14 protein-coding genes are annotated in these 21,180 nt (G+C 57.6%); 4 read left to right on the top strand and 10 right to left on the bottom strand.

Going from position 1 to position 21,180, the window contains the following annotated elements:
* Complete coding sequence (csiE, locus tag ACE3MN_RS06670; protein WP_004134927.1) at positions 1–1,278, top strand: stationary phase inducible protein CsiE; 1,278 nt, start codon at positions 1–3, stop codon at positions 1,276–1,278.
* On the opposite strand, the gene ACE3MN_RS06665 is transcribed toward csiE, so the two are convergent.
* The 4 genes from ACE3MN_RS06665 to ACE3MN_RS06650 all read right to left on the bottom strand — a co-directional run bounded on the left by ACE3MN_RS06665 (position 1,275) and on the right by ACE3MN_RS06650 (position 8,110).
* Positions 1,275–2,408, bottom strand: a complete 1,134-nt coding sequence (locus ACE3MN_RS06665) for a 3-phenylpropionate MFS transporter (RefSeq protein ID WP_004134925.1) — start codon at positions 2,406–2,408, stop codon at positions 1,275–1,277. The two genes, csiE and ACE3MN_RS06665, sit on opposite strands and share 4 nt — an antisense overlap.
* Positions 2,409–2,485: 77 nt before the next feature.
* On the bottom strand, positions 2,486–3,322 hold the full coding sequence (locus tag ACE3MN_RS06660) for an aldose 1-epimerase (RefSeq protein WP_148866035.1): 837 nt from the start codon (positions 3,320–3,322) through the stop codon (positions 2,486–2,488).
* Positions 3,322–4,758: a sugar porter family MFS transporter gene (locus ACE3MN_RS06655; RefSeq protein WP_375364317.1), complete on the bottom strand. Its 1,437-nt coding sequence runs from the start codon at positions 4,756–4,758 to the stop codon at positions 3,322–3,324. Before ACE3MN_RS06655 ends, ACE3MN_RS06660 begins: the two co-directional genes overlap by 1 nt.
* Before the next feature lie 76 nt (positions 4,759–4,834).
* The gene (locus ACE3MN_RS06650) at positions 4,835–8,110 is read right to left on the bottom strand and encodes a DUF5107 domain-containing protein (protein ID WP_148866037.1); all 3,276 of its coding nucleotides are present in this window, start codon (positions 8,108–8,110) and stop codon (positions 4,835–4,837) included.
* Between the two features lie 112 nt (positions 8,111–8,222).
* Between ACE3MN_RS06650 and ACE3MN_RS06645 the strand changes: the two genes are divergently transcribed.
* Together ACE3MN_RS06645 and ACE3MN_RS06640 are read left to right on the top strand one after the other, a co-directional pair.
* Entirely contained in the window at positions 8,223–9,419 is a 1,197-nt protein-coding gene (locus ACE3MN_RS06645; RefSeq protein ID WP_004134920.1) for an ROK family transcriptional regulator, read from the top strand.
* Between the two features lie 73 nt (positions 9,420–9,492).
* Positions 9,493–9,915: a DoxX family protein gene (locus tag ACE3MN_RS06640; RefSeq protein WP_024274561.1), complete on the top strand. Its 423-nt coding sequence runs from the start codon at positions 9,493–9,495 to the stop codon at positions 9,913–9,915.
* Positions 9,916–9,970: 55 nt separating this feature from the next.
* Here the strand turns inward: ACE3MN_RS06640 and glyA are convergent, their stop codons facing one another.
* Entirely contained in the window at positions 9,971–11,224 is a 1,254-nt protein-coding gene (gene glyA / locus ACE3MN_RS06635; protein WP_015370305.1) for a serine hydroxymethyltransferase, read from the bottom strand.
* A gap of 325 nt (positions 11,225–11,549) precedes the next feature.
* Here glyA and hmpA point away from each other — a divergent pair, with 325 nt between their 5' ends.
* Complete coding sequence (hmpA, locus tag ACE3MN_RS06630; RefSeq protein WP_049085700.1) at positions 11,550–12,740, top strand: NO-inducible flavohemoprotein; 1,191 nt, start codon at positions 11,550–11,552, stop codon at positions 12,738–12,740.
* A gap of 91 nt (positions 12,741–12,831) precedes the next feature.
* On the opposite strand, the gene glnB is transcribed toward hmpA, so the two are convergent.
* The 5 genes from glnB to purL all read right to left on the bottom strand — a co-directional run bounded on the left by glnB (position 12,832) and on the right by purL (position 21,165).
* Positions 12,832–13,170, bottom strand: a complete 339-nt coding sequence (glnB, locus tag ACE3MN_RS06625; protein WP_002914032.1) for a nitrogen regulatory protein P-II — start codon at positions 13,168–13,170, stop codon at positions 12,832–12,834.
* A gap of 65 nt (positions 13,171–13,235) precedes the next feature.
* On the bottom strand, positions 13,236–14,573 hold the full coding sequence (gene glrR, locus ACE3MN_RS06620; protein WP_024359365.1) for a two-component system response regulator GlrR: 1,338 nt from the start codon (positions 14,571–14,573) through the stop codon (positions 13,236–13,238).
* The gene (gene qseG / locus ACE3MN_RS06615) at positions 14,560–15,264 is read right to left on the bottom strand and encodes a two-component system QseEF-associated lipoprotein QseG (protein WP_024359366.1); all 705 of its coding nucleotides are present in this window, start codon (positions 15,262–15,264) and stop codon (positions 14,560–14,562) included. The genes glrR and qseG overlap by 14 nt, the downstream gene beginning before the upstream one ends.
* A 13-nt stretch (positions 15,265–15,277) precedes the next feature.
* Complete coding sequence (locus ACE3MN_RS06610) at positions 15,278–16,714, bottom strand: sensor histidine kinase (protein WP_375364387.1); 1,437 nt, start codon at positions 16,712–16,714, stop codon at positions 15,278–15,280.
* Between the two features lie 563 nt (positions 16,715–17,277).
* Positions 17,278–21,165, bottom strand: a complete 3,888-nt coding sequence (gene purL / locus ACE3MN_RS06605; RefSeq protein ID WP_375364316.1) for a phosphoribosylformylglycinamidine synthase — start codon at positions 21,163–21,165, stop codon at positions 17,278–17,280.
* Between the last annotated feature and the right edge of the window lie 15 nt (positions 21,166–21,180).

The following is a 21,180-nucleotide window of genomic DNA, read 5'->3' as shown; positions in this document are numbered from 1 at the left end:
ATGATGACAGTGATTGAACCACCATCTGTGCTTTCCAGTCCACAGCGCCGTAGCCAGGTGCTCCTGATGTTTTATCTGCCCGGGCAATCCGTGACGCCCGAATGGCTGGGTAGCCTCACTCAGGTTGATGAGGATACCGCCAGGCAGGACATCGCGGAGACGGGACGCGAAATTCAGCGTTATCACCGCTTGACCCTGACTTCACAAGCGGACGGCAGCTATCGGATGGAAGGCGCCGCGCTCGATCAACGCTTGTGCCTGCTGCACGCTCTGCGCCGCGGGCTGCGTCTATGCCCGCATTTTGTCAGCCACCATTTTACCCCGGCATTAAAAACGCAGCTTAAACAGCAAGGTATCGCGCGCACGCTGTATGACGACACCAATCTCCAGGCCCTGGTGAACCGCTGCGCCCGGACCCTGAACCGGCAGTTTGACTGCCGCGACGTGCATTTTCTGCGTCTTTATTTACAGTATTGTTTACTGCAGCACCACCTTGGGCAGAGCCCCTCTTTCACCCACGAGCAGCAGCGCTGGGCGCAGGCCGCCGCCGAGTTTACCCTCGCGGAGGAGATTGTTCGCCACTGGCAGCGTCGGGTGGCGACGACGCCCCATGCCGGAGAACAGCTGTTTCTGACCCTGCTGTTTATGCTGCTGAAAACCCCCGATCCCATCCGCGACGGGCACCAGCAGGACCGGCGTCTGCATCTGGCCATCTCCGGGCTGATTCACCGCTTTCAGAACCTGGCGGGGCGTCCGTTCAGCGATGAGCAGGGTCTAAGCGATCAGCTCTATATACATCTCTCGCAGGCGCTACACCGCAGCGTTTTCGCTATCGGTATCGATAACGCGTTGCCAGAGGAGATTGGCCGTCTGTATCCCCGTTTGATGCGCACCACTCAGGCGGCGCTGGAGGAGTTCGAAGCCAGCTGGCAGGTCCGCTTTAGCCAGGAGGAAGTCAGTTTAATCGCGGTGATTTTCGGCGCGTGGTTGATGCAAAAAAACGATCTGCAGGAGAAGCAGGTGGTTCTGCTTACCGATGATAATCCTGACCTTGAGCAGTCGCTGGAGCAGCAGCTGCGCGAGTTAACCCTGCTGCCGCTCAATATCAAGTATTTGAGCGTAAGCACCTTTCAGAAAGAGGGCGCGCCGAAGGAAGTGACGCTGATCGTCACTCCCTATACCACGGCGCTACCGCTGTTTTCACCGCCGCTGTTTCATGCCGACGAGACGTTCAGCGCTCATCAGCAGCAGCAGATTTGCAAGATGCTCGAGGCCTAAGCCACCGCTTTTGGCCGCACCACCAGCGCCGGTAAGGCCACCAGCGCCATCACCCAGAAAACGCCCTGGTGCAGATGCTGGTAGAGAAAGCCGGCAAATACCGTCATTACCGCAATGCTGCCGCCCATCGCTACTGCGGAGTAGACAGCCTGCAGGCGGATCACTTCGCTTCCCTGGCGAGCCGCGATATAGCGCATCGCCGCCAGATGGCACACCGTAAAGGTGCCGCAGTGGAGGATCTGCGCGACGATAAGCCAGGGTAGCGCCGTCGTCCAGCCCATTAGCGTCCAGCGAATCACTCCGCACGCCGCGGACAGCAGCAGCAGATCGCGGGCACTAAAACGGCGGAAGACTTTTTTGCTCAGCGCGAAAATCACCACCTCCGCCACCACGCCCAGCGACCACAAATAGCCCACGGCGGAGGCGGAATACCCCGCCTCCTGCCAGTAGATTGCGCTGAACCCATAGTAGGCGGCGTGCGCCCCCTGCAGCAAACAGACGCAGGCGAGGAAGCGCCAGCTTTGCCGCACCAGCGTAAGCCAGGCCGACAGCCCGGCCGCTTCCTGGTGGCGGGATTCCCCCTGCGGCTGCACCGACGGTTTCAGCAGCATGCCGATCAGCATTGACGCGATACCGATGCTGAGCATCACCAGAATCATCCGGTAGTCATACAGGCTGACCAGCTTCCCGGTCAGTGCCGAGCCAATCACGAAAGCGATCGATCCCCACAGGCGCACGCGCCCGTAGTCCATGGTGATCTGCTTTTGCCAGGTATTCGCCAGCGCGTCGGTCAGCGGCACCAGCGGCGAGAAAAAGAGGTTAAAGCCGACGATAATCACCATTAGCCAGGCGACCTGGTGGCCGATCCAAAATGCGAGCGCGAAGAGCAGCGTCAGCAGCGCCAGAATGCGCAGAGAAGAGATAAGACGGGACGGGTCGCTGACCCGCGGGGCAATCAGCAGGCTGCCAAGAAATCGCGACACCAGCCCGGCGCCGAGCAGCATGCCGATCGTTTCCGGCGTCAGGCCAAGTCCGGAAAGCCAGACGCTCCAGAAAGGCAGGAAGATGCCGTAGCTAAAGAAGTAGGTGAAATAACTTAGCGCCAGCCAGCGCGTGGAGTGCAAGACCATAATTCCCTCCCGAATGGAGGCGACAGTCTGGCGATAAAGCGGGGCGGGTGCAAGATGCCCTCGCCCCATAAATGGCGCTACTCGCGCCCCTGAACGTCTATTTTTAGCGAAAAATTCAGCGTATCTCCGGCGCCCAAAACCCGCAGCCCCGGCTGACCGTCCATGTTATGGGCGTTTACCGGGTGAGTTTGCGGCTCGAGGCAAAGGAACGGTTCACCCTGCATTCTGAAGAGCATCAACCACGAAGTTTGCGAAAGAATTGCGATATTCATCACATTACTTACTATCCTCGCTCGTCCACTCCAGCCGGAATAGCCGACGTTTAGCCAGCGATCCTCACCGTACTGCGGGTGACTGAAATCGGCATAGCCGGGAAGATGGCTTTGCCAGTTCAGAGGAAGGTGCTGTTCCCCTTCCGGCCAGTAGCCACTGGCGGCAAACTGCACCGTGCTGCGCTTATCAAAGGAGAAAAAGGGATGAAAACCGCAGCCGTAGGGGATAGGCGTGCTACCGCAGTGGGTAAGCGTCAGCGATGCTATCAGTTGGTTACGCAGCAGATGGTAGCGGATCTGCGCCAGGTAATCGAAACCGCAGGCATGTTGCCGACGCAGCTGTAACACGCAAAAGTCGCCGTCGCGCGCAATGATATCCCAGCGCTGTAGCCACCCGTCGCCGTGGAGAAAAAAATGCGCGTCGGCGTGGTGACGAGGCAGGACTATCTCGCGTCCCTGAAAAATAAAGCGGTTTCCGGCGACGCGATTGGCCATCGGCAGCATCGGAAACATACCGCCGGCGGGATTTTCATATAGCACCGGCGCCTGGTATTGCCGCGAGAATAAACTTTGCACTTTGCCGCCCAGAGAAGAGACGCACATCCGCAGATGCGCGTTCTCCAGAATCCACTCTTCCGCCATTAGCGCGTCTGCTCCTGCTTCGCCGCATTAACGCCCGTATGGCGTTGCGCCAGCTGTTCTTCCAGGGCTTCGAGAGTTACCCCTTTCGTTTCCGGCACGTTGCGCAGAATATAGAGATAGCCGGCAGCGCAAATGACGCTATACAGCAGGAAGCTGCCCGCCGCGCCCAGCCCGGCATTAAGCAGCGGGAAAGTGTAGGTTAACAAGAAACAGGCAATCCACAGCGCCAGGGTGCCTAAAGACATCGCGAGTCCGCGAACGCGGTTGGGGAAGATTTCCGCCAGTAGCACCCAGGTGACCGGCGCCAGGGTCAAGGCGTAAATAGCAATAGCCGCCAGCACCAGCAACAGTACCGGCCAGCCCATAATTCCCATGGCGTAAGCGCCGGCAATCAGCACATAGATCAGGGTTAAGCCTGAAGCGCCAAGCAGCATCAGTTTACGGCGGCCGATTTTATCCACCAGCGGCAGCGCGGCGAGGGTAAATACCAGGTTTACAACCCCCGTCGCGACGATCGATTTAAGCGTGCTGTTAATATCGAAGCCCGCTGAGGCAAAAATCTCCTGTGCGTAGTTAAAGATGACGTTAATTCCGCACCACTGCTGGAAGACGGCGAGAACCATGCCAATGATAACGATCGGTTTAACCTGCGGAGCCAGCAGTGCGCCATAGGATACTTTATGGTTATCTTTTTCCAGCGTGTGCGCGATGTCGCGTAATATTCTGTCGGCATAGTCGGCGGAACCAATGCGTTCCAGCGCGGCTCGGGCACGCTCCGGCTTACCGGCCTTCATGAGCCAGCGCGGCGATTCGGGAACAAAAAACATCAGGACCAGAAACGCCAGCGCCGGAACCAGTTCCGCACCGAACATCCAGCGCCAGCCCATCTGTCCGTTCCAGGTTTCCACAATCATCTGCTGCGTTGCCCCCGTCGCCACCGGCTCCGCAATCATCAGGTTGATAAGCTGAGCGGCCAGCACGCCAATCACGATAGTGAGCTGGTTGACCGCAACAAAGCGCCCTCTTTTTTCTGCCGGACTGACTTCGGCAATGTAAAGCGGGCTGAGAGCGGATGCCAGACCAATCCCCACGCCGCCCACAATGCGATAAACCACAAACATGTCGAAACTACTGGCGACCGCCGTCCCCCACGCGGAAGCGCTGAACAGCACGGCGGAAAGTATTAATGGCAGCTTACGCCCGAGTTTATCGGCGCACCATCCCGAGATTAATGCGCCGAAAACGCAGCCCACCAGCGCCGAGCTCATTGCCCAGCCGGACTGCGCCGGGTCGGTAATGGAAAACCAGGCTTCATAAAACGGCTTTGCGCCGCCAATGACTACCCAGTCATAGCCAAACAGTAAACCACCGCAGGCGGCGACCAGACAGATAGTCCAGACGTAGCCCATTTTCAGATGTGTCTGCGCGTTATTCATAATGATTCCTCTATAAGGGAAACGCAGGGAACAGTAGGGTTCAGGCGGGCCAGGCCCGCCCGTTTCAGGTTCAGGTTCAGGAAAACATGCCGCTTTGCAGGGCGTGACGAATCAAATGCGCCTTATCATGAGCCGGGTTCAGCTGCAGCAGTTGCTGCATCGCCTGCTGGCTGGCGGATAAGTTGCCCAGCCCCAGATGGCCCAGCGCTTCAATAAACAAACAGTGCTGCTGGTGCTGCTGCTGCGCTGAGACATCAAGCACCACCAAATCCGGGAGAGAGACGGCAAAAAAGTCGGCTTGCGGAACGTCATCCCGATGCTGCCCGGCCCAGGCGATAAAATTCTGGAAGTGCTGCTCGGCCTGCGCCGGGTTACCGCCCTTACGCAGCGCGATGCCCTGCCAGAAAAGGTAATCAGCGGGCTGATCGTTGTAGTAACGCCCGGCGTCCAGCGTTGAGCCTCCTTGTAGGGCAAGCTGGTAATATTCTGCTGCCTGCTGCGCATCCCCAGCCTGTTCCGCGCAGTAGCCCAGCAAATACCAGATATCGTTGTCCGTCTGCCCGGGCAGTCGCCCCTCCCCCAGATTATCGGGATAGCGTAATGCGTCTTTCAGACAGTGCGCGGCCTGCGTAAACGCCTCGCGTTCGATAAACTGCAAAGCCCGATGCAGCTGATTGAGCAAATACTGACCGGTGATTCTCCCTTCCCCGCCTTCCCAGGGATGAAACACGCGCGTACCGAGAATAGCGGCGGCATCGGCATAATGGCCGGCCGCGTTCCACAGGCTTAGCAGCTCAGCGGTCAGATCGTCCCGCTTCAGCACCACCGCTTTGCGCGCCGCCAGCGTTTCCAGTCGTTCGTTTACCGGCGTACCCAGCGATTTTTTCAGGAAATCAAGCTCAAAGAGGAAGCGCGCATTTTCGGGCTCAAGCTCTACGGCCCGCTGCAGATAAGCCAGCGCCTGCGCGGCATCCTGTTGTTTGTTCCAGGCGTAGACCCCGAGCAGGCGATGAGCGGGCGCGTAGTCGGGAGATTTTTCCAGCGTCTCGCGCCAGCAGCTGACCGCCTCTTCATAGCGACGTTTGCTGTACCAGAAACAACCGAGCAGATAGCGGGCAAAAGCGCTATCGCTCAGAGTTTGCAGCATCCGGACTTCATCGAGCGTATTGGGGAAACGCACTTTTTGCGGATGGCAGCGCTCGGCTTCGGCAATTAACTGTTGCCGTTTATTCGCGTCATCACTTAACGAGGCGCGCCACAGCATCGGCAGCGCTTCCTGGCAATCCAGAACCTCAAGCACCTCCTTCGCCGCCTGCTTCTGACCGATGGAGAGCAGCCAGCCCGCCAGCAGGCTGCCGTTGATCCCTCTGCGCCCCGTTACCCGCAGCAGGTTCTCTCGCGCTTCGTCGCCGGGCTCAATCATCCAGCGCACGCAGTGCAGCGGATAGCTCAACGGGTATGGTTTAAGGCAGGCGAAAATATACTCCTGCGCCGCTTTCGTCCGCCCGCTCTTCGCTAACGCCAGCGCTTTCAGCCCCATAGCCAGATGGTTGCTGGCGTTGAACTGCAGGCTGGTGTTGACCTTTTCCAGCGCGTCGACCGTATCACCGCGCTTCATCGCCAGCCGCGCCAGCGCCCACCATGCAGCATCGCGGCAGTTACCGCTCCAGGATGCTTTGTAATAGTGATCCCAGGCGCCTTGTTCATCTCCCTGCCTTTCCAGCGCGCTGGCAAGCAGCATACTGGCTTCGCCATCGCGCGGATTTTTATTCAGACGATGAGCGCGAAGTAGCGCGGCGCGGGCACATTGCTCCGCTAAAACCCAGTCGGCCTGGTTAAACGCCAGCGTCCCGAGAGCAACATTATTACGATAATCCTGCGGATCGAGGGCTATCGCCCGGCGATAGTAATCTGCGGCATAGCGGCTGGCGTGATTGTATTGTTCAAGATGCTGGCCGATAAAATAGAGCTCATCACAGTTGTGAATCTCTTCAGGCATCGCCGGCGCAGAGGCCGGTTCGGGCAGCGACGTCTGCTGAGTAATATGTTCGCGATAATCCAGCAGCAGCTGGTTGTCTGCGGTTTTTACCTTAATGGTCAAACGACCGGCGTCATTTTGCGGCAGCGTATGCCGCCAGCTCTCTCCCGGCTTCAGCGTAAGCTGAGTCTCATACAGCGGCTGCTTTTCCGCGCTGAGTTCAACAACAATATTTTCCAGCGGCGCAATGGCGTAAACGCCGAGCTGCAGCTGCTCAGAATCGCGAACCAGCTTCAGCGCCAGCTGCGTATTGGCATTTTGCACCATCCCCAGCTCGCTATAGGGAAGGAAATTTTGCACAAACACCTTCTCTTCATAAGGCGCAAGCCAGGTAAAGTCAGGCTGGTTATCGGTGTAGACGCCGGTCATTAGCTCAATATAGGGGCCGTTTTCGTCGGTCAGATTGCGGTCCCACGCCTGGCCAAAGTCGCCATAGCCCCAGCTCCACTGTTTTTTGCCCGGCGAAACGTGGTGGTCGGCGACATGCAGTAGCCCACCGCGCTCGTCGTGGTGATAAGCGCCGACAAAATCGTAGTCCGATTTCTCCGCCATATACGAGGTGGGTACAGGAACGTTTTTATAACGGGAGATATCGACGCCAGCAGAATAGTCGACTTTGTAGTAGGTGCCGGTGGCAATAGGGAAAGCGGAAACATCACGCTTGCCGTGATCGAACACGGCGGTGACGTCGGGCGGAAAAACGCTCTGATGAGCATCGCCGCCTTTTACCGCCGGGTTGGCCCACCACAGGAAATGACGCGGCGTGGCGTTACCGTTAAAGACCTTGCCGGTAATTTCAATCAGCGCGCGGTCAGGATAAAGTGTAAACCCGGTCATGACCTGCAAACCGCGCATGGGCTCCGCTTCCCCCATCCATACGGTCTGCACGCCGTTTTCCCCGCACTGGATCGAAAAGTCGACCGGCATAAAGGTCGTCGGGCGATGATGCTGCGGCCAGTTGAACTCGATACCGCCGGAAATCCAGGGCCCCAGCAGCCCCACCAGGGCGGGCTTCACCACTTCATTGTAATACACGAAATCGCGCTGTTTAACCTTGTCATACGCCCGATGTATACGGCCGCCGAGTTCCGGTAACAGCATAATTCGAATGAAATCATTCTCCATCCATACTGCCTGATAATCGCGCATCTCACGTTCGCCGGTCAGGGTGTCAATCACGCCGTAGGGATAGACGTTACCGGAAGAACCTTGATAAACGCGTTTTTCCAGAAACATGGGATTCGGATCCTCCGCCCCCGTTGTCCACGTAGGTAATGTGATTATCTCCTGCCAGACCTTAACCGAACCGTACATGACGCCTCCACTAAACAAAGTAAGGTAAAATTCGCTATGAGAGGAGTTTATATCGTCACTTAGCTGCTAAAATGCGCAATGCTCACGCTATATAGTTAAGGGAGTTAAGTGTATGCAGCGTACCGGTTTAAATAACGCCCGGGTCAGACAGACCAATAAATCCATTTTTCTGGCTCATCTCTGGCGGGAGAAGCAGCTGAGTAAATCCCAGCTTTCTCAGCTCACCGGACTCTCTATTCCGGCGGTGAGCAATATTCTTGAAGAGCTGCTCAGCGAGGGACTGATCGACCATTCCACGGAAAAAATGAGCAAACGCGGAATGAACAGCGGAAGCTACCAGATCCCCGCGCGCGGAGCCTGGACGCTATGCATGAATATCACGCCAACCAGTATTGAGTATCAGCTTGCCGACGCCCGTCTACTGGCAGTTGACGGCTGCCAGCATGTGCCCATCGACGCGCCTACGCCGCAGGCCCTGCTGGAGAGCATTATTGCATGCTGGCGGCGTATCCACCGGCTCTACCCGCAGCACAGTATTCATCTGGCGCTTGGCGTCCATGGTCAGGTAGATCCGATAACCGGCGTTTCACAAACCATGCCCCAGGCGCGCTGGAAAACGCCGATTGAAATAAAGTATCTGCTGGAAGAACAGCTCGGCGTGCAGGTGCGGGTAGATAATGACTGCGTGATGCTGGCGCTGGCCGAGAAATGGCAGCATCAGGGCCCACAACCGGATTTTTGCGTGATCAACGTCGATTACGGTATTGGCTCATCGTTTGTGATTAACGATCAGATTTATCGAGGAAGCCTCTACGGCAGCGGGCAGATTGGACACACGATTGTGAATCCTGACGGCAAGGCCTGCGACTGCGGCAGATACGGCTGTCTTGAAACCGTAGCCTCCCTCAGCGCGTTGAAAAAACAGGCGCGAATGTGGCTCAAAACCCAGCCTGAGGCGCAGCGCTCCCCGGAGCAGTTAACCACGGCATCGCTCATTGAGGCCTGGGAAAAGGGGGACGTGCATATTCGCGCATGGGTTGACAGCGCGGCCAACGCCATTGGCTTAAGCCTTTATAATTTCTTAAATATTTTAAATATTAACCAGATCTGGCTATACGGTCGCAGCTGTGCTTTTGGCGAACAGTGGCTGGAGAGTATCGTCAAACAAACCGGCTTTAATCCGTTTGACCACGGCGATACGCCGAGAGCGCATGCCACCCAAATCGGTTTTGGCACACTGACCCGCGCTCAGCAGCTGATGGGGATCGGTTATCTGTATGTTGAGGAGCAACTGCAGACGCTACGTTAATCGTCAGGGGACGTGGCGGAGCGCAAATTTGTGTATTACGTTTAAATCACACGTCTCTCATAACGAGCTGATCATGAACACTCTACGCTACTTTGACTTTGGTTCCTCCCGCTCTCTGCTGCTGCTGATTGCGCGTATCGCGGTAGTGGTGCTGTTTATTCTTTTCGGTTATCCCAAGCTGCTCGGCTTTAGCGGCACGGTGCAGTATATGGCCTCCTCCGGCGCGCCGATGCCAACGCTTGCGGCCATCATTGCCATTATTATGGAGGTGCCGGCGGCCATTTTAATTGTGCTGGGCTTTTTCACCCGCCCGCTGGCGGTGATCTTTATTTTTTATACTCTTGGCACCGCGGTGATTGGCCATCACTACTGGAATATGTCCGGCGATGCGGTACTACCGAACATGATTAACTTCTGGAAAAACGTCAGCATTGCCGGCGCCTTCCTGCTGCTGGCAATAACCGGGCCCGGAGCGATTTCGCTCGACCGCCGCTAATCAACAGGCACAAAAAAGGCCGCATCAGCGGCCTTTTTTAGCTCAACGCTAACGCTTACGCATAGACCGGGAAGCGTGCGCAGATATCCAGCACTTTACCCTTCACGCGCTCAATGACCGCTTCGTCATTGATGTTGTCCAGCACGTCGCACATCCAGCCGGCCAGCTCTTTGACTTCTGCTTCCTTAAAGCCGCGACGGGTCACCGCCGGAGAACCGATACGGATACCAGAGGTCACAAACGGGCTCTTCGGATCGTTCGGCACGCTGTTTTTGTTGACGGTGATGTTGGCGCGGCCCAGGGCTGCGTCAGCTTCTTTACCGGTCAGGTTTTTATCGACCAGATCCAGCAGGAACAGATGGTTTTCAGTGCCGCCGGAAACCACTTTGTAGCCGCGGTTCAGGAATACTTCGACCATCGCTTTAGCGTTTTTCGCTACCTGCTGCTGGTAAACTTTGAACTCTGGCTCCATCGCTTCTTTCAGCGCGACGGCTTTGGCCGCGATAACGTGCATCAGCGGGCCGCCCTGGGCGCTCGGGAATACGGCAGAGTTCAGTTTTTTGTACAGCTCTTCGCTGCCGCCTTTCGCCAGGATCAGGCCGCCGCGCGGACCAGCCAGGGTTTTGTGGGTGGTGGTGGTCACGACGTGAGCATGCGGAACCGGGTTCGGGTAAACGCCTGCGGCGATCAGACCGGCAACGTGGGCCATGTCAACGAACAGGTATGCGCCAATGCTGTCAGCGATTTCGCGCATTTTTGCCCAGTCAACGATACCGGAGTAGGCAGAGAAACCACCGATAATCATCTTCGGTTTGTGTTCCTGAGCCTGCTTCGCCATATCTTCGTAGTCAATTTTGCCGGACTCATCAATGCCGTAAGGAATGATGTTATACAGTTTGCCTGAGAAGTTAACCGGAGAACCGTGAGTCAGGTGACCGCCTTGCGCCAGGTTCATACCCAGAACGGTGTCGCCCGGCTGCAGCAGAGCGGTATAGACCGCGAAGTTGGCCTGGGAACCGGAGTGCGGCTGCACGTTAGCGTAGTCAGCGCCAAACAGCTCTTTCGCGCGGTCGATAGCCAGTTGCTCAACGATATCGACGTATTCACAGCCGCCGTAGTAGCGCTTACCCGGATAGCCTTCAGCGTATTTGTTAGTCAGCTGAGAGCCCTGCGCCTGCATAACGCGTGGGCTGGTGTAGTTTTCGGAGGCGATCAGTTCGATGTGCTCTTCCTGACGTACTTTTTCTTGCTCCATAGCCTGCCACAGTTCGGCATCATAATCGGCAATGTTCATTTCACGCTTTAACATCCGCATCTCCTGACTCAGCTAACAATAGAATTTCGGCCTTAAAAGGCGGTCCGATTGGACAACGGCCCACAGTATAACTGAATCATTCTGTGATAACAGGTCTTGACAAAGGATTTTACGCAAACGATTGGCTCCGCGTAACACAAGGCTTTGAGCAATAAAGCTCCTGCAATTATCAACGGATTTGTTTTCAGGTTTGTGATGCGAATATTTCATGTTGTCACTGCCGTAGGGCAAAACGTTAAAGAACCATTTACAAAGCAGGGGTATTTTTATAAGATGCATTCAAAATGCATCATTAAGATAACCTACAAAGGAAGCTGCTATGCTCGACGCGCAAACCATCGCTACGGTGAAAGCCACCATCCCCCTGCTGGTTGAAACCGGTCCGAAACTGACCGCCCATTTTTACGACCGGATGTTTGCTCATAATCCTGAACTCAAAGAAATCTTCAATATGAGCAATCAGCGCAACGGCGACCAGCGCGAGGCGCTGTTCAACGCTATTGCCGCCTATGCCAGCAATCTTGAGAACCTGCCTGCCCTGCTGCCGGCGGTGGAGAAAATCGCCCAGAAGCACACCAGCTTCCAGATCCAGCCCGAGCAGTACAACATTGTCGGTACCCACCTGCTGGCCACTCTTGACGAAATGTTCAGCCCGGGCCAGGAAGTACTGGATGCCTGGGGCAAGGCCTACGGCGTACTGGCCAACGTCTTTATTAATCGTGAAGCGCAAATCTATAACGAAAGCGCCAGCAAAACCGGCGGCTGGGAAGGCACCCGCGCGTTCCGCATCGCTAAAAAAACGCCGCGCAGCGCGCTGATTACCAGCTTTGAGTTTGAGCCGGTCGACGGCGGCGCCGTGGCTGAATACCATCCGGGCCAGTATCTGGCGGTCTGGCTGAAGCCGGAAGGTTTCCCGCATCAGGAAATTCGTCAGTACTCCCTGACCCGCAAACCCGACGGCAAAGGCTATCGCATTGCGGTTAAGCGCGAAAACGGCGGGCAGGTGTCGAACTGGCTGCATGATTCTGCGCAAGAAGGCGATGTGGTTTATCTGGCGGCACCAGCAGGAGATTTCTTCCTCAACGTGGCGCCAGAAACGCCGGTCACGCTGCTCTCCGGCGGCGTGGGGCAGACGCCGATGCTGGCGATGCTTGACGTACTGGCGAAAGCGCAGCATCCGGCGCAGGTGAACTGGTTCCATGCGGCAGAGAACGGCGACGTGCACGCCTTCGCGGACGAAGTGAAAGCGCTGGGTGAAACGCTGCCGAAGTTTACTTCTCACGTCTGGTACCGCAGTCCGAGCGAAGCGGACCGTCAGGCGGACGCGTTTGATAGCGAAGGTTTGATGGATTTATCGGCCCTGGCCGACAAGATCGGCGACCCGCAGATGCAGTTCTATCTCTGCGGCCCGGTGGCGTTTATGCAATTTGCCGCGCAGCAGCTGGTTGAATTGGGAGTCAATAAGGACAACATCCATTACGAATGTTTCGGGCCGCATAAGGTGCTGTAACCCGGTATAATAACCCCGGTGGCGGTGCGCTTACCGGGGCTACAAATCTGGACGGAATTGAAGTTCTTAAGCCATCATCCGTTTTTTAAGCTTAAATCGCCGCGTCGTCTTCTTCGCCGGTGCGGATACGAATCACGCGCGCGACATCGAAGACAAAGATTTTACCGTCGCCGATTTTGCCGGTCTGCGCCGTACGGATGATGGTATCCACGCAGGTGTCGACGATATCATCGGTGACAACGATTTCGATTTTCACTTTCGGCAGAAAATCCACCATATACTCCGCGCCGCGATACAGCTCGGTATGCCCCTTCTGGCGGCCAAAGCCTTTCACTTCCGTTACCGTCATCCCGGTGATGCCGACTTCGGCCAGCGCTTCGCGCACGTCATCCAGTTTGAAAGGTTTAATAATCGCATCAATCTTTTTCATGGTGTTCCTGTCTTAGTCGCGTAACCGGTTGCTAACCGTATCATAACTTGCGTCATCCTACGGAGCTACTCTTTAAAGTCGTTAGCGTCGAGCTCGTGGCGCGACAGCAGCTTATAAAATTCGGTGCGGTTGCGCCCCGCCATCCGCGCCGCATGCGTGACGTTACCTTTGGTAATTTGCAGCAGCTTGCGCAGGTAATTGAGCTCAAACTGGTTCCGCGCCTCGACAAACGTCGGCAGCGCGGTGTTTTCCCCTTCCAGCGCCTGTTCCACCAGCGCGTCGCTAATGACCGGCGAAGAGGTCAGCGCCACGCACTGCTCAATCACGTTCACCAGCTGGCGCACGTTGCCCGGCCATTTGGCGGCCATCAGCCGCTTCATCGCATCCGTGGAGAATGCGCGTACAAAGGGTTTATGGCGATCGGCAGACTGGCGCAGCAGATGGTTCGCCAGCAGCGGAATATCTTCCGTACGCTCGGCCAGCGGCGGGATTTTCAGATTCACCACGTTCAGGCGGTAAAACAGATCTTCGCGAAACTCACCGCGCGCCATCGCTTTTGGCAGGTCGCGATGGGTCGCAGAAATAATCCGCACATCAATGTCGATATCGCGATTGCTGCCCAGCGGGCGGACTTTACGCTCTTGTAAAACGCGCAGCAGTTTTACCTGTAACGCCACCGGCATATCGCCGATCTCATCCAGAAACAGCGTGCCGCCTTCCGCGGCCTGAAATAGCCCCTCCCGGTTGCTGACCGCGCCGGTAAAGGCGCCGCGCGCATGGCCGAATAGCTCCGACTCCAGCAGCTGTTCGGGGAGCGCGCCGCAGTTAATAGCGACAAAGGGTTTGTCCCGGCGCGGGCTGGCGTTATGGATGGCCTGGGCGATAATCTCCTTGCCGGTACCGCTCTGGCCGTTAATCAGCACGCTCACGTCCGACTGCGCCACCATCCCGGCCTGCTCCAGCAGGCGCTCCATCAGCGGGCTACGGGTCACAATCGCCTGGCGCCAGCGCTCATCGGTCGTCGGCGCGCTCTGCTCCAGCGCGTCATCAATGGCTTTATACAGGGCGTCTTTATCCACCGGCTTGGTGAGAAAGCTAAACACACCCTGCTGGGTCGCGGCGACGGCGTCCGGAATGGAACCGTGCGCGGTGAGAATAATCACCGGCATTCCCGGCTGCACCTTCTGGATTTCGCTGAACAGCTGAAGGCCGTCCATCTCGTCCATCCGCAGATCGCTGACCACCAGATCCACTTTATCACGGCCCAGCATGCGCAGCGCCTCCGGCCCGCTCTCGGCGGTCAGCACGCTGTATCCTTCGCTGACAAGACGCATGCCCAGCAACTTCAGCAGGCCCGGATCGTCGTCCACTAACAGCAGGCGGGCGGGTTTACGGATCGTCATGAATCACCTCCGGGACTTTATCGCTGCCGTGCCCGGCGTCTGAGCTAAAGTTCCCGCCGGGTTTACGGCTGGAGAGCTGACGCTCGATATCGGTGAGATTCTCCAGCTTGCGGGTCGTCAGCTCGAGCTGATTGCGTAATTCAATTTCCTGCTGACGCAGCGTCTCAAGCTCCGCATCGCTTGACTGCTGCAGTTTGGCGTAGCGGGAGCGCTCGTCAATCAGCTGAAGCTGCCGGCCCTGGGCATCGCGCCAGAGCTGATAGAGCGGGCGAACCTGGGCGGCAATTTGCGGGCTAAAGGTATCCAGGCTGGCCACCAGATCGCGACGCTCATTGGGCGTGATTTTGGCATCGGCCAGCAAAATGCCGCGCTTAAAGGCATCCTGCCAGCTGTTGGCATCGTGCTGCCGGGCTTCAGCCCGCGCCTGTACCGGAGCAAGGCGATCCGCGCAGTCAATTCCCCGCAGCCAGTACAGCGGGTTTTTATCGCTGGCGTCGCTCTGCAGGGTCCAGATGTCGGCGCACTCGACCGAAAGAAAATCGGCGACCTGGTGCTGCGGCAGCGCGGAGAGCGTTTTGCCATCCGCAGCGTGTGGTGATGTAGAGGCGGAACATCCCGCCAGCGCCAGGCACGAAATGCCTGACAGCAGCCATCCCCTGAGGGGACGGACAAGTGCGAAGAAGTGGGACATAATCACCCGATAGTTATACGTTATTTTTTCCAGACTCGGCGACGGGGAGCGTGATACGAAAACAGATTAGCCCGGATTTATCATCAACCAGGCTCAGCTCGCCCTGCATTTGCCGTACACAGTCGCGGGCAATGCTCAGCCCCAGACCGCTGCCTTTTACCGCCCCTTTACGCTGGTGGCTTCCCTGATAAAAAGGCTCAAAAATCATGTTTCTCTCTGCGGGCGGGATCGGCTCGCCGTTGTTAATGACGTCAATGCGCACCTGCTCGCCGTGCCGATAGCTATGGATTCGAATGTTACCGGATTCAGCACCATAGTGCACCGCATTGGAGTAGAGATTATCCAGTACGCTCACCAGCAGAGCAGGCTCCGCTTCGCAAAAACGCTCGCTGAGCGCCAGTTCGGTATGCATCATTTTAGCTCTTGCTGGCAGGCTGTGGGCGGAAACCACGTTTTCCACCAGATCGGCCAGGTTGACCGTCTCGCGCGCAATCGGGCCATCGGCCTGTTTGCGGTTGTAGTCCAGCAGCTGCTCAATCAGCTTTTGCAGGTTGCGGCTGCTGTTATCCAGAATCTCCACGATCTCCTGCTGCTCGGGCGTCAGCGGCCCGGCCACCCGGTCGGCAAGCAGCTCTGTCCCTTCGCGCATGCTGGCCAGCGGCGTTTTCAGCTCATGGGAAAGATGGCGCAGGAACTGATGCCGCTGGGATTCCAGCCAGGCAAGGCGTTCGCTCAGCCAGATAATGCGTTTGCCGACGGAGCGCAACTCGCGCGGACCGGTAAACAGCGCGGCGTCATCCAGGGATTTTCCCTCCCCCAGCCGGTTAATCATTCTCTCAATGCCCTTCACCGGGCCGATAATCATGCGGGTAAAAAGCAGCACCAGCGCCAGGCTGAGCAGAAACAGCACCAGCGCCTGCCAGCCGAAGAACTGACCGCGCTCGGCGATTTCCTGCTGCAGCTGCTGCCCGCGCGAATAGACCACCGTTCGGGTCGCCTGAACCATGTCGCTATTGGCGGAGGCAAACGCTTCCAGGCTGGCGGCTGACTTCGCCGCCGGACCGCTATTTTTACACTGCAGCTCCGCCAGATCGTCGAGATCCTGACGCAACGCCCGCCAGATTTTCTCATCAGGCAGGACGCCCGCGTGAGCATCGAGCATTTCACTGTAGCGTTGGCGCTGATTCTGGTAGACCCGCGCCAGCGTCGGATCGTCCAGCACGCAGTACTGACGGTAGCTACGTTCCATCTCCAGCGATGCGTTAATCATCGCTTCGCTGCGGCGGGCATCGATAAGCGTGGTACGGTTGATATGCGCCGCCTGCGCGCTCAGCGCGTTGAGGCTTTGCCACGCCTGCCATGCCAGCACCAGCAGCGGAAGCAAGATCAGCACGAAGGATAGCGTGACCAGCTGGCGCAGCGAACGGGGAAAAAGGGAGAGTCGCTTCAAGGATAGTGTCTCAATCATTAGCTCATGACGATGCTAACTGAGGACGCAAGAAACATCTACGCCAGAAATAATAAAGCCAGGCTACGGGAGCCTGGCTTTATTAAGCAATGAGGCGGTGCCTTACTCGACGTTTCGCCCGATGACTGATAAAGCAGAGCTGTTATCAGGAGTTGGACGGCAGGCACCTGTTTGTGCGTCATTCGAAGTTTATGTAGCGCGTCCCGAAGGGGCTGACATAAGAAGGTGAATGAGCCACTGGTTATAATTATGCACGAACTATGCCACATCTCAAAACATTTTATTAACACAATGAAATATAATACCTTTTTACTATTCAAGCGTATAAATAATGATGATCGTTTTTTGCGCAAAGTGTCGCTGATTAGCAACACCGGATGAATGGTTTAGCAATGCTATTATAAATCAACAGGTTAAATGTCTCCTTTTGACGACATCTCTATAGCGCGTTTGTCGGCGATCCCCGACACCTTTTGCCGATGAGCTTCACAAATAAAAAAGCCTCCTGCGCGGGCAGGAGGCTTAATGCGATTCGCGAACGGTTTTTAGCCCAGCTGTTTACGCGCGTTGCGGAAAATACGCATCCACGGGCTGTCTTCGCCCCAGTTTTCCGGGTGCCAGGAGTTCGACACGGTACGGAACACGCGCTCCGGGTGCGGCATCATAATGGTCGCGCGCCCGCTTTCGCTGGTCACCGCGGTGATGCCGTTCGGCGACCCGTTCGGGTTAGCCGGATAGTTTTCCGTCACTTTACCGAAGTTATCGACGAAGCGCAGCGCCACCAGGCCTTTGCTTTCCAGCTGCGCCAGATGCGCGCCATCGCGGACTTCGACCTGCCCTTCACCGTGGGATACGGCAATCGGCATCATGGACCCCACCATTCCCTGCAGCAGCAGCGACGGGCTCTGGGTCACCTCAACCAGGCTGAAGCGCGCTTCAAAGCGGTCTGACTGGTTACGCACAAAGCGCGGCCACAGGTCGCTGCCCGGGATCAGCTCGCGCAGGTTAGACATCATCTGGCAGCCGTTGCACACGCCCAGCGCCAGGGTTTGCGGACGATGGAAGAAAGTGGCAAATTCGTCGCGAACCCGCTCATTGAACAGGATTGATTTCGCCCAGCCCTCACCGGCGCCTAAAACGTCACCGTAGGAGAATCCGCCGCAGGCCACCAGCGCCTGGAAGTCAGCAAGACCGGTACGGCCCGCCAGCAGGTCGCTCATATGCACGTCGATGGCATCAAAGCCGGCACGATGGAACGCTGCCGCCATTTCAACGTGAGAGTTTACGCCCTGCTCGCGCAGCACCGCGACCTTCGGACGCGCGCCGGTGGCAATATAAGGCGCCGCGATATCCTCATTGATATCGAAGGAGAGCTTCACGTTGAGGCCCGGATCGGCGTCGTTGGCTTTCGCCTCGTGCTCCTGGTCGGCGCACTCCGGGTTATCGCGCAGACGCTGCATTTGCCAGGTGGTTTCCGCCCACCACATGCGCAGCGTTGTGCGGCTTTCGCTGAATAGCGGATGACCGTCGGCCTCGATGACAAAGCGATCGCCCGCCGTAGCCTGGCCAAGATAGTGAACACAATCCGCCAGACCATGAGCGGCCAGCTGCGCTTCCACCGCCTGGCGGTCGGCGGCACGTACCTGAATCACGCCGCCAAGCTCTTCGTTAAACAGCGCGGCCAGACGATCCTCGCCGAGCGCGGCGATATCAACCTTGACGCCGCAGTGCCCGGTAAAGGCCATCTCGGCCAGCGTGACCAGCAGGCCGCCGTCAGACCGGTCGTGCCACGCCAGCAGCTTACCTTCAGCCACCAGCGCCTGCATCGCATCCCAGAAGCCTTTCAACTGCGCGACATCGCGAACGTCGGCAGTCACATCGCCAAGCTGACGGTAAACCTGCGCCAGCGCGGTCGCGCCCAGGGCATTGTTCCCCTTGCCTAAATCAATCAGCAGCAGGGCGTTATCAACGGTTGCGAGCTGCGGGGTGACGGTACGGCGTACGTCTTCCACGCGGGCAAAGGCGGAAATCACCAGCGACAGCGGAGAGGTCATCTCGCGCTGTTCGGTACCTTCCTGCCAGCGGGTTTTCATCGACATGGAGTCTTTACCCACCGGAATGGTCAGTCCCAGGGCCGGACAAAGCTCTTCGCCAATCGCTTTTACCGCTTCATATAACCCGGCGTCTTCGCCCGGGTGACCGGCTGCGGCCATCCAGTTTGCCGACAACTTCACGCGATTGAGCGCGCCAATCTGCGTCGCCGCGATGTTGGTCAGCGCCTCGCCGACCGCCAGACGGGCGGAAGCGGCAAAGTCCAGCAGCGCCACCGGCGCGCGTTCGCCAATAGACATGGCTTCGCCGTAATAGCTGTCAAGGCTGGCGGTAGTCACCGCGCAGTTAGCCACCGGGATCTGCCACGGCCCCACCATCTGATCGCGCGCCACCATACCGGTGACGGTGCGGTCGCCGATGGTGACGAGGAAGGTTTTTTCCGCCACGGTCGGCAGGTGCAGCACGCGATTCACCGCGTCGGCAATAGTGATGTCCTGACGTACCAGACTCTGGCCCTGGGCTTTCAGCGTCTGCACGTCGCGGGTCATTTTCGGCGTTTTGCCCAGCAGCACGTCAAGCGGCAGGTCGATCGGGCGATCGTCAAAATGGCTATCGTCGAGGCTCAAATGCAGCGCTTCGGTGGCTTCGCCAATCACCGCGTACGGCGCGCGTTCGCGGCGGCACAGCTCATCAAACAGCGGCAGCTGCTCCGGCGCGACCGCCAGCACATAACGTTCCTGCGATTCGTTACACCAGATCTCCAGCGGGCTCATGCCCGGCTCATCGCTGAGGATATCGCGCAGTTGGAATTTACCGCCGCGTCCGCCGTCGCTGACCAGTTCCGGCATCGCGTTCGACAGACCGCCGGCGCCGACGTCGTGGATAAACAGAATCGGGTTGGCGTCGCCCAGCTGCCAACAGCGGTCGATAACTTCCTGGCAGCGACGTTCCATCTCCGGGTTATCGCGCTGTACGGAGGCAAAATCCAGATCGGCATCAGACTGGCCGGAGGCCATTGAAGAGGCCGCACCGCCGCCGAGGCCGATGTTCATCGCCGGGCCGCCGAGAACAATCAGCTTCGCGCCGACGACAACCTCGCCCTTCTGCACGTGTTCGCCGCGAATGTTGCCGATACCGCCCGCCAGCATAATGGGCTTGTGATAGCCGCGCAGCTCTTCGCCGTTGTGGCTGGCGACCTTCTCTTCATAGGTACGGAAGTAGCCGTTAAGCGCCGGACGACCGAATTCGTTGTTAAACGCCGCGCCGCCCAGCGGGCCTTCGGTCATGATATCCAGCGCGGTGACGATGCGATCCGGCTTGCCGAAATCCTCTTCCCACGGCTGTTCAAAACCGGGAATACGCAGGTTCGAAACAGAGAAGCCCACCAGGCCCGCCTTCGGTTTCGCGCCGCGCCCGGTCGCGCCTTCATCGCGAATTTCGCCGCCGGAACCGGTCGCCGCGCCCGGCCACGGAGAGATCGCCGTCGGGTGGTTATGGGTTTCGACCTTCATCAGAATATGCGCGTCTTCCTGGTGGAAGTCGTAGCGGCCGGTTTCGTGGTCGGCGAAGTAGCGACCCACGGCTGAACCTTCCATTACCGCGGCGTTGTCTTTATAAGCAGACAGCACGTAGTCCGGGGTTTTCTCAAAGGTGTTTTTGATCATTTTGAACAGCGACTTCGGCTGCTTTTCGCCATCAATGACCCAGTCGGCGTTAAAAATCTTGTGTCGGCAGTGCTCAGAGTTCGCCTGCGCGAACATATAAAGTTCGATATCGTTCGGGTTGCGGCCCAGCTTCTGGAAAGCATCCTGCAAATAGTCGATTTCATCCTCGGCCAGCGCCAGCCCCAGACGGAGGTTGGCGTCAATCAGCGCCTGACGGCCGAGGCCCAGCAGGTCAACGCTGGTGACCGGAGTGGGCTGATGGTGGGCGAAGAGTTTTTCACCCTCTTCCAGCGCCGTGAAGACGCTTTCCATCATGCGGTCATGCAGTTCGGCCGCCACCAGCGACCACTGTTCGTCATTCAGGCTGCCCGCTTCGACGTAATACGCCACGCCGCGTTCCAGACGCACCACCTGAGACAGGCCGCAGTTATGGGCGATGTCGGTAGCTTTAGAAGACCAGGGAGAGATGGTGCCGGGACGGGGGGTAACGAGCAGTAGCTTGCCGGTTGGAGTATGGCTGCTTAGGTTCGGGCCATATTTGAGCAACCTTGCCAGACTCTCGCGATCGTCGCCGCTGAGCGGGGCGCTAAGGTCGGCAAAATGAACGTACTCGGCATATATCGTGCTGACCGGAAGGTTGGCCGCCTGGAAACGTGCCAGCAGTTTATTGATACGGAATGCCGACAGTGCAGGTGAACCACGCAAAATTTCCATCATAAGTCTCTCGTCTTC

The organism is Klebsiella grimontii (genome assembly GCF_042137965.1).
In the GTDB taxonomy this organism is placed as follows: domain Bacteria; phylum Pseudomonadota; class Gammaproteobacteria; order Enterobacterales; family Enterobacteriaceae; genus Klebsiella; species Klebsiella grimontii.
This window is presented reverse-complemented; position numbering and strand designations above follow the sequence as displayed.

Excerpts from the sequence above, each read along its gene's own strand:
- ACE3MN_RS06645 (WP_004134920.1), top strand. The coding sequence starts at position 8,223 with ATGCAGCGTACCGGTTTAAATAACGCCCGGGTCAGACAGACCAATAAA.
- qseG (WP_024359366.1), bottom strand. The coding sequence starts at position 15,264 with ATGTCCCACTTCTTCGCACTTGTCCGTCCCCTCAGGGGATGGCTGCTG.
- ACE3MN_RS06650 (WP_148866037.1), bottom strand. The coding sequence starts at position 8,110 with ATGTACGGTTCGGTTAAGGTCTGGCAGGAGATAATCACATTACCTACG.
- glyA (WP_015370305.1), bottom strand. The coding sequence starts at position 11,224 with ATGTTAAAGCGTGAAATGAACATTGCCGATTATGATGCCGAACTGTGG.
- ACE3MN_RS06660 (WP_148866035.1), bottom strand. The coding sequence starts at position 3,322 with ATGGCGGAAGAGTGGATTCTGGAGAACGCGCATCTGCGGATGTGCGTC.
- ACE3MN_RS06640 (WP_024274561.1), top strand. The coding sequence starts at position 9,493 with ATGAACACTCTACGCTACTTTGACTTTGGTTCCTCCCGCTCTCTGCTG.
- ACE3MN_RS06655 (WP_375364317.1), bottom strand. The coding sequence starts at position 4,758 with ATGAATAACGCGCAGACACATCTGAAAATGGGCTACGTCTGGACTATC.
- csiE (WP_004134927.1), top strand. The coding sequence starts at position 1 with ATGATGACAGTGATTGAACCACCATCTGTGCTTTCCAGTCCACAGCGC.
- glrR (WP_024359365.1), bottom strand. The coding sequence starts at position 14,573 with ATGACGATCCGTAAACCCGCCCGCCTGCTGTTAGTGGACGACGATCCG.
- glnB (WP_002914032.1), bottom strand. The coding sequence starts at position 13,170 with ATGAAAAAGATTGATGCGATTATTAAACCTTTCAAACTGGATGACGTG.
- ACE3MN_RS06665 (WP_004134925.1), bottom strand. The coding sequence starts at position 2,408 with ATGGTCTTGCACTCCACGCGCTGGCTGGCGCTAAGTTATTTCACCTAC.
- purL (WP_375364316.1), bottom strand. The coding sequence starts at position 21,165 with ATGATGGAAATTTTGCGTGGTTCACCTGCACTGTCGGCATTCCGTATC.
- hmpA (WP_049085700.1), top strand. The coding sequence starts at position 11,550 with ATGCTCGACGCGCAAACCATCGCTACGGTGAAAGCCACCATCCCCCTG.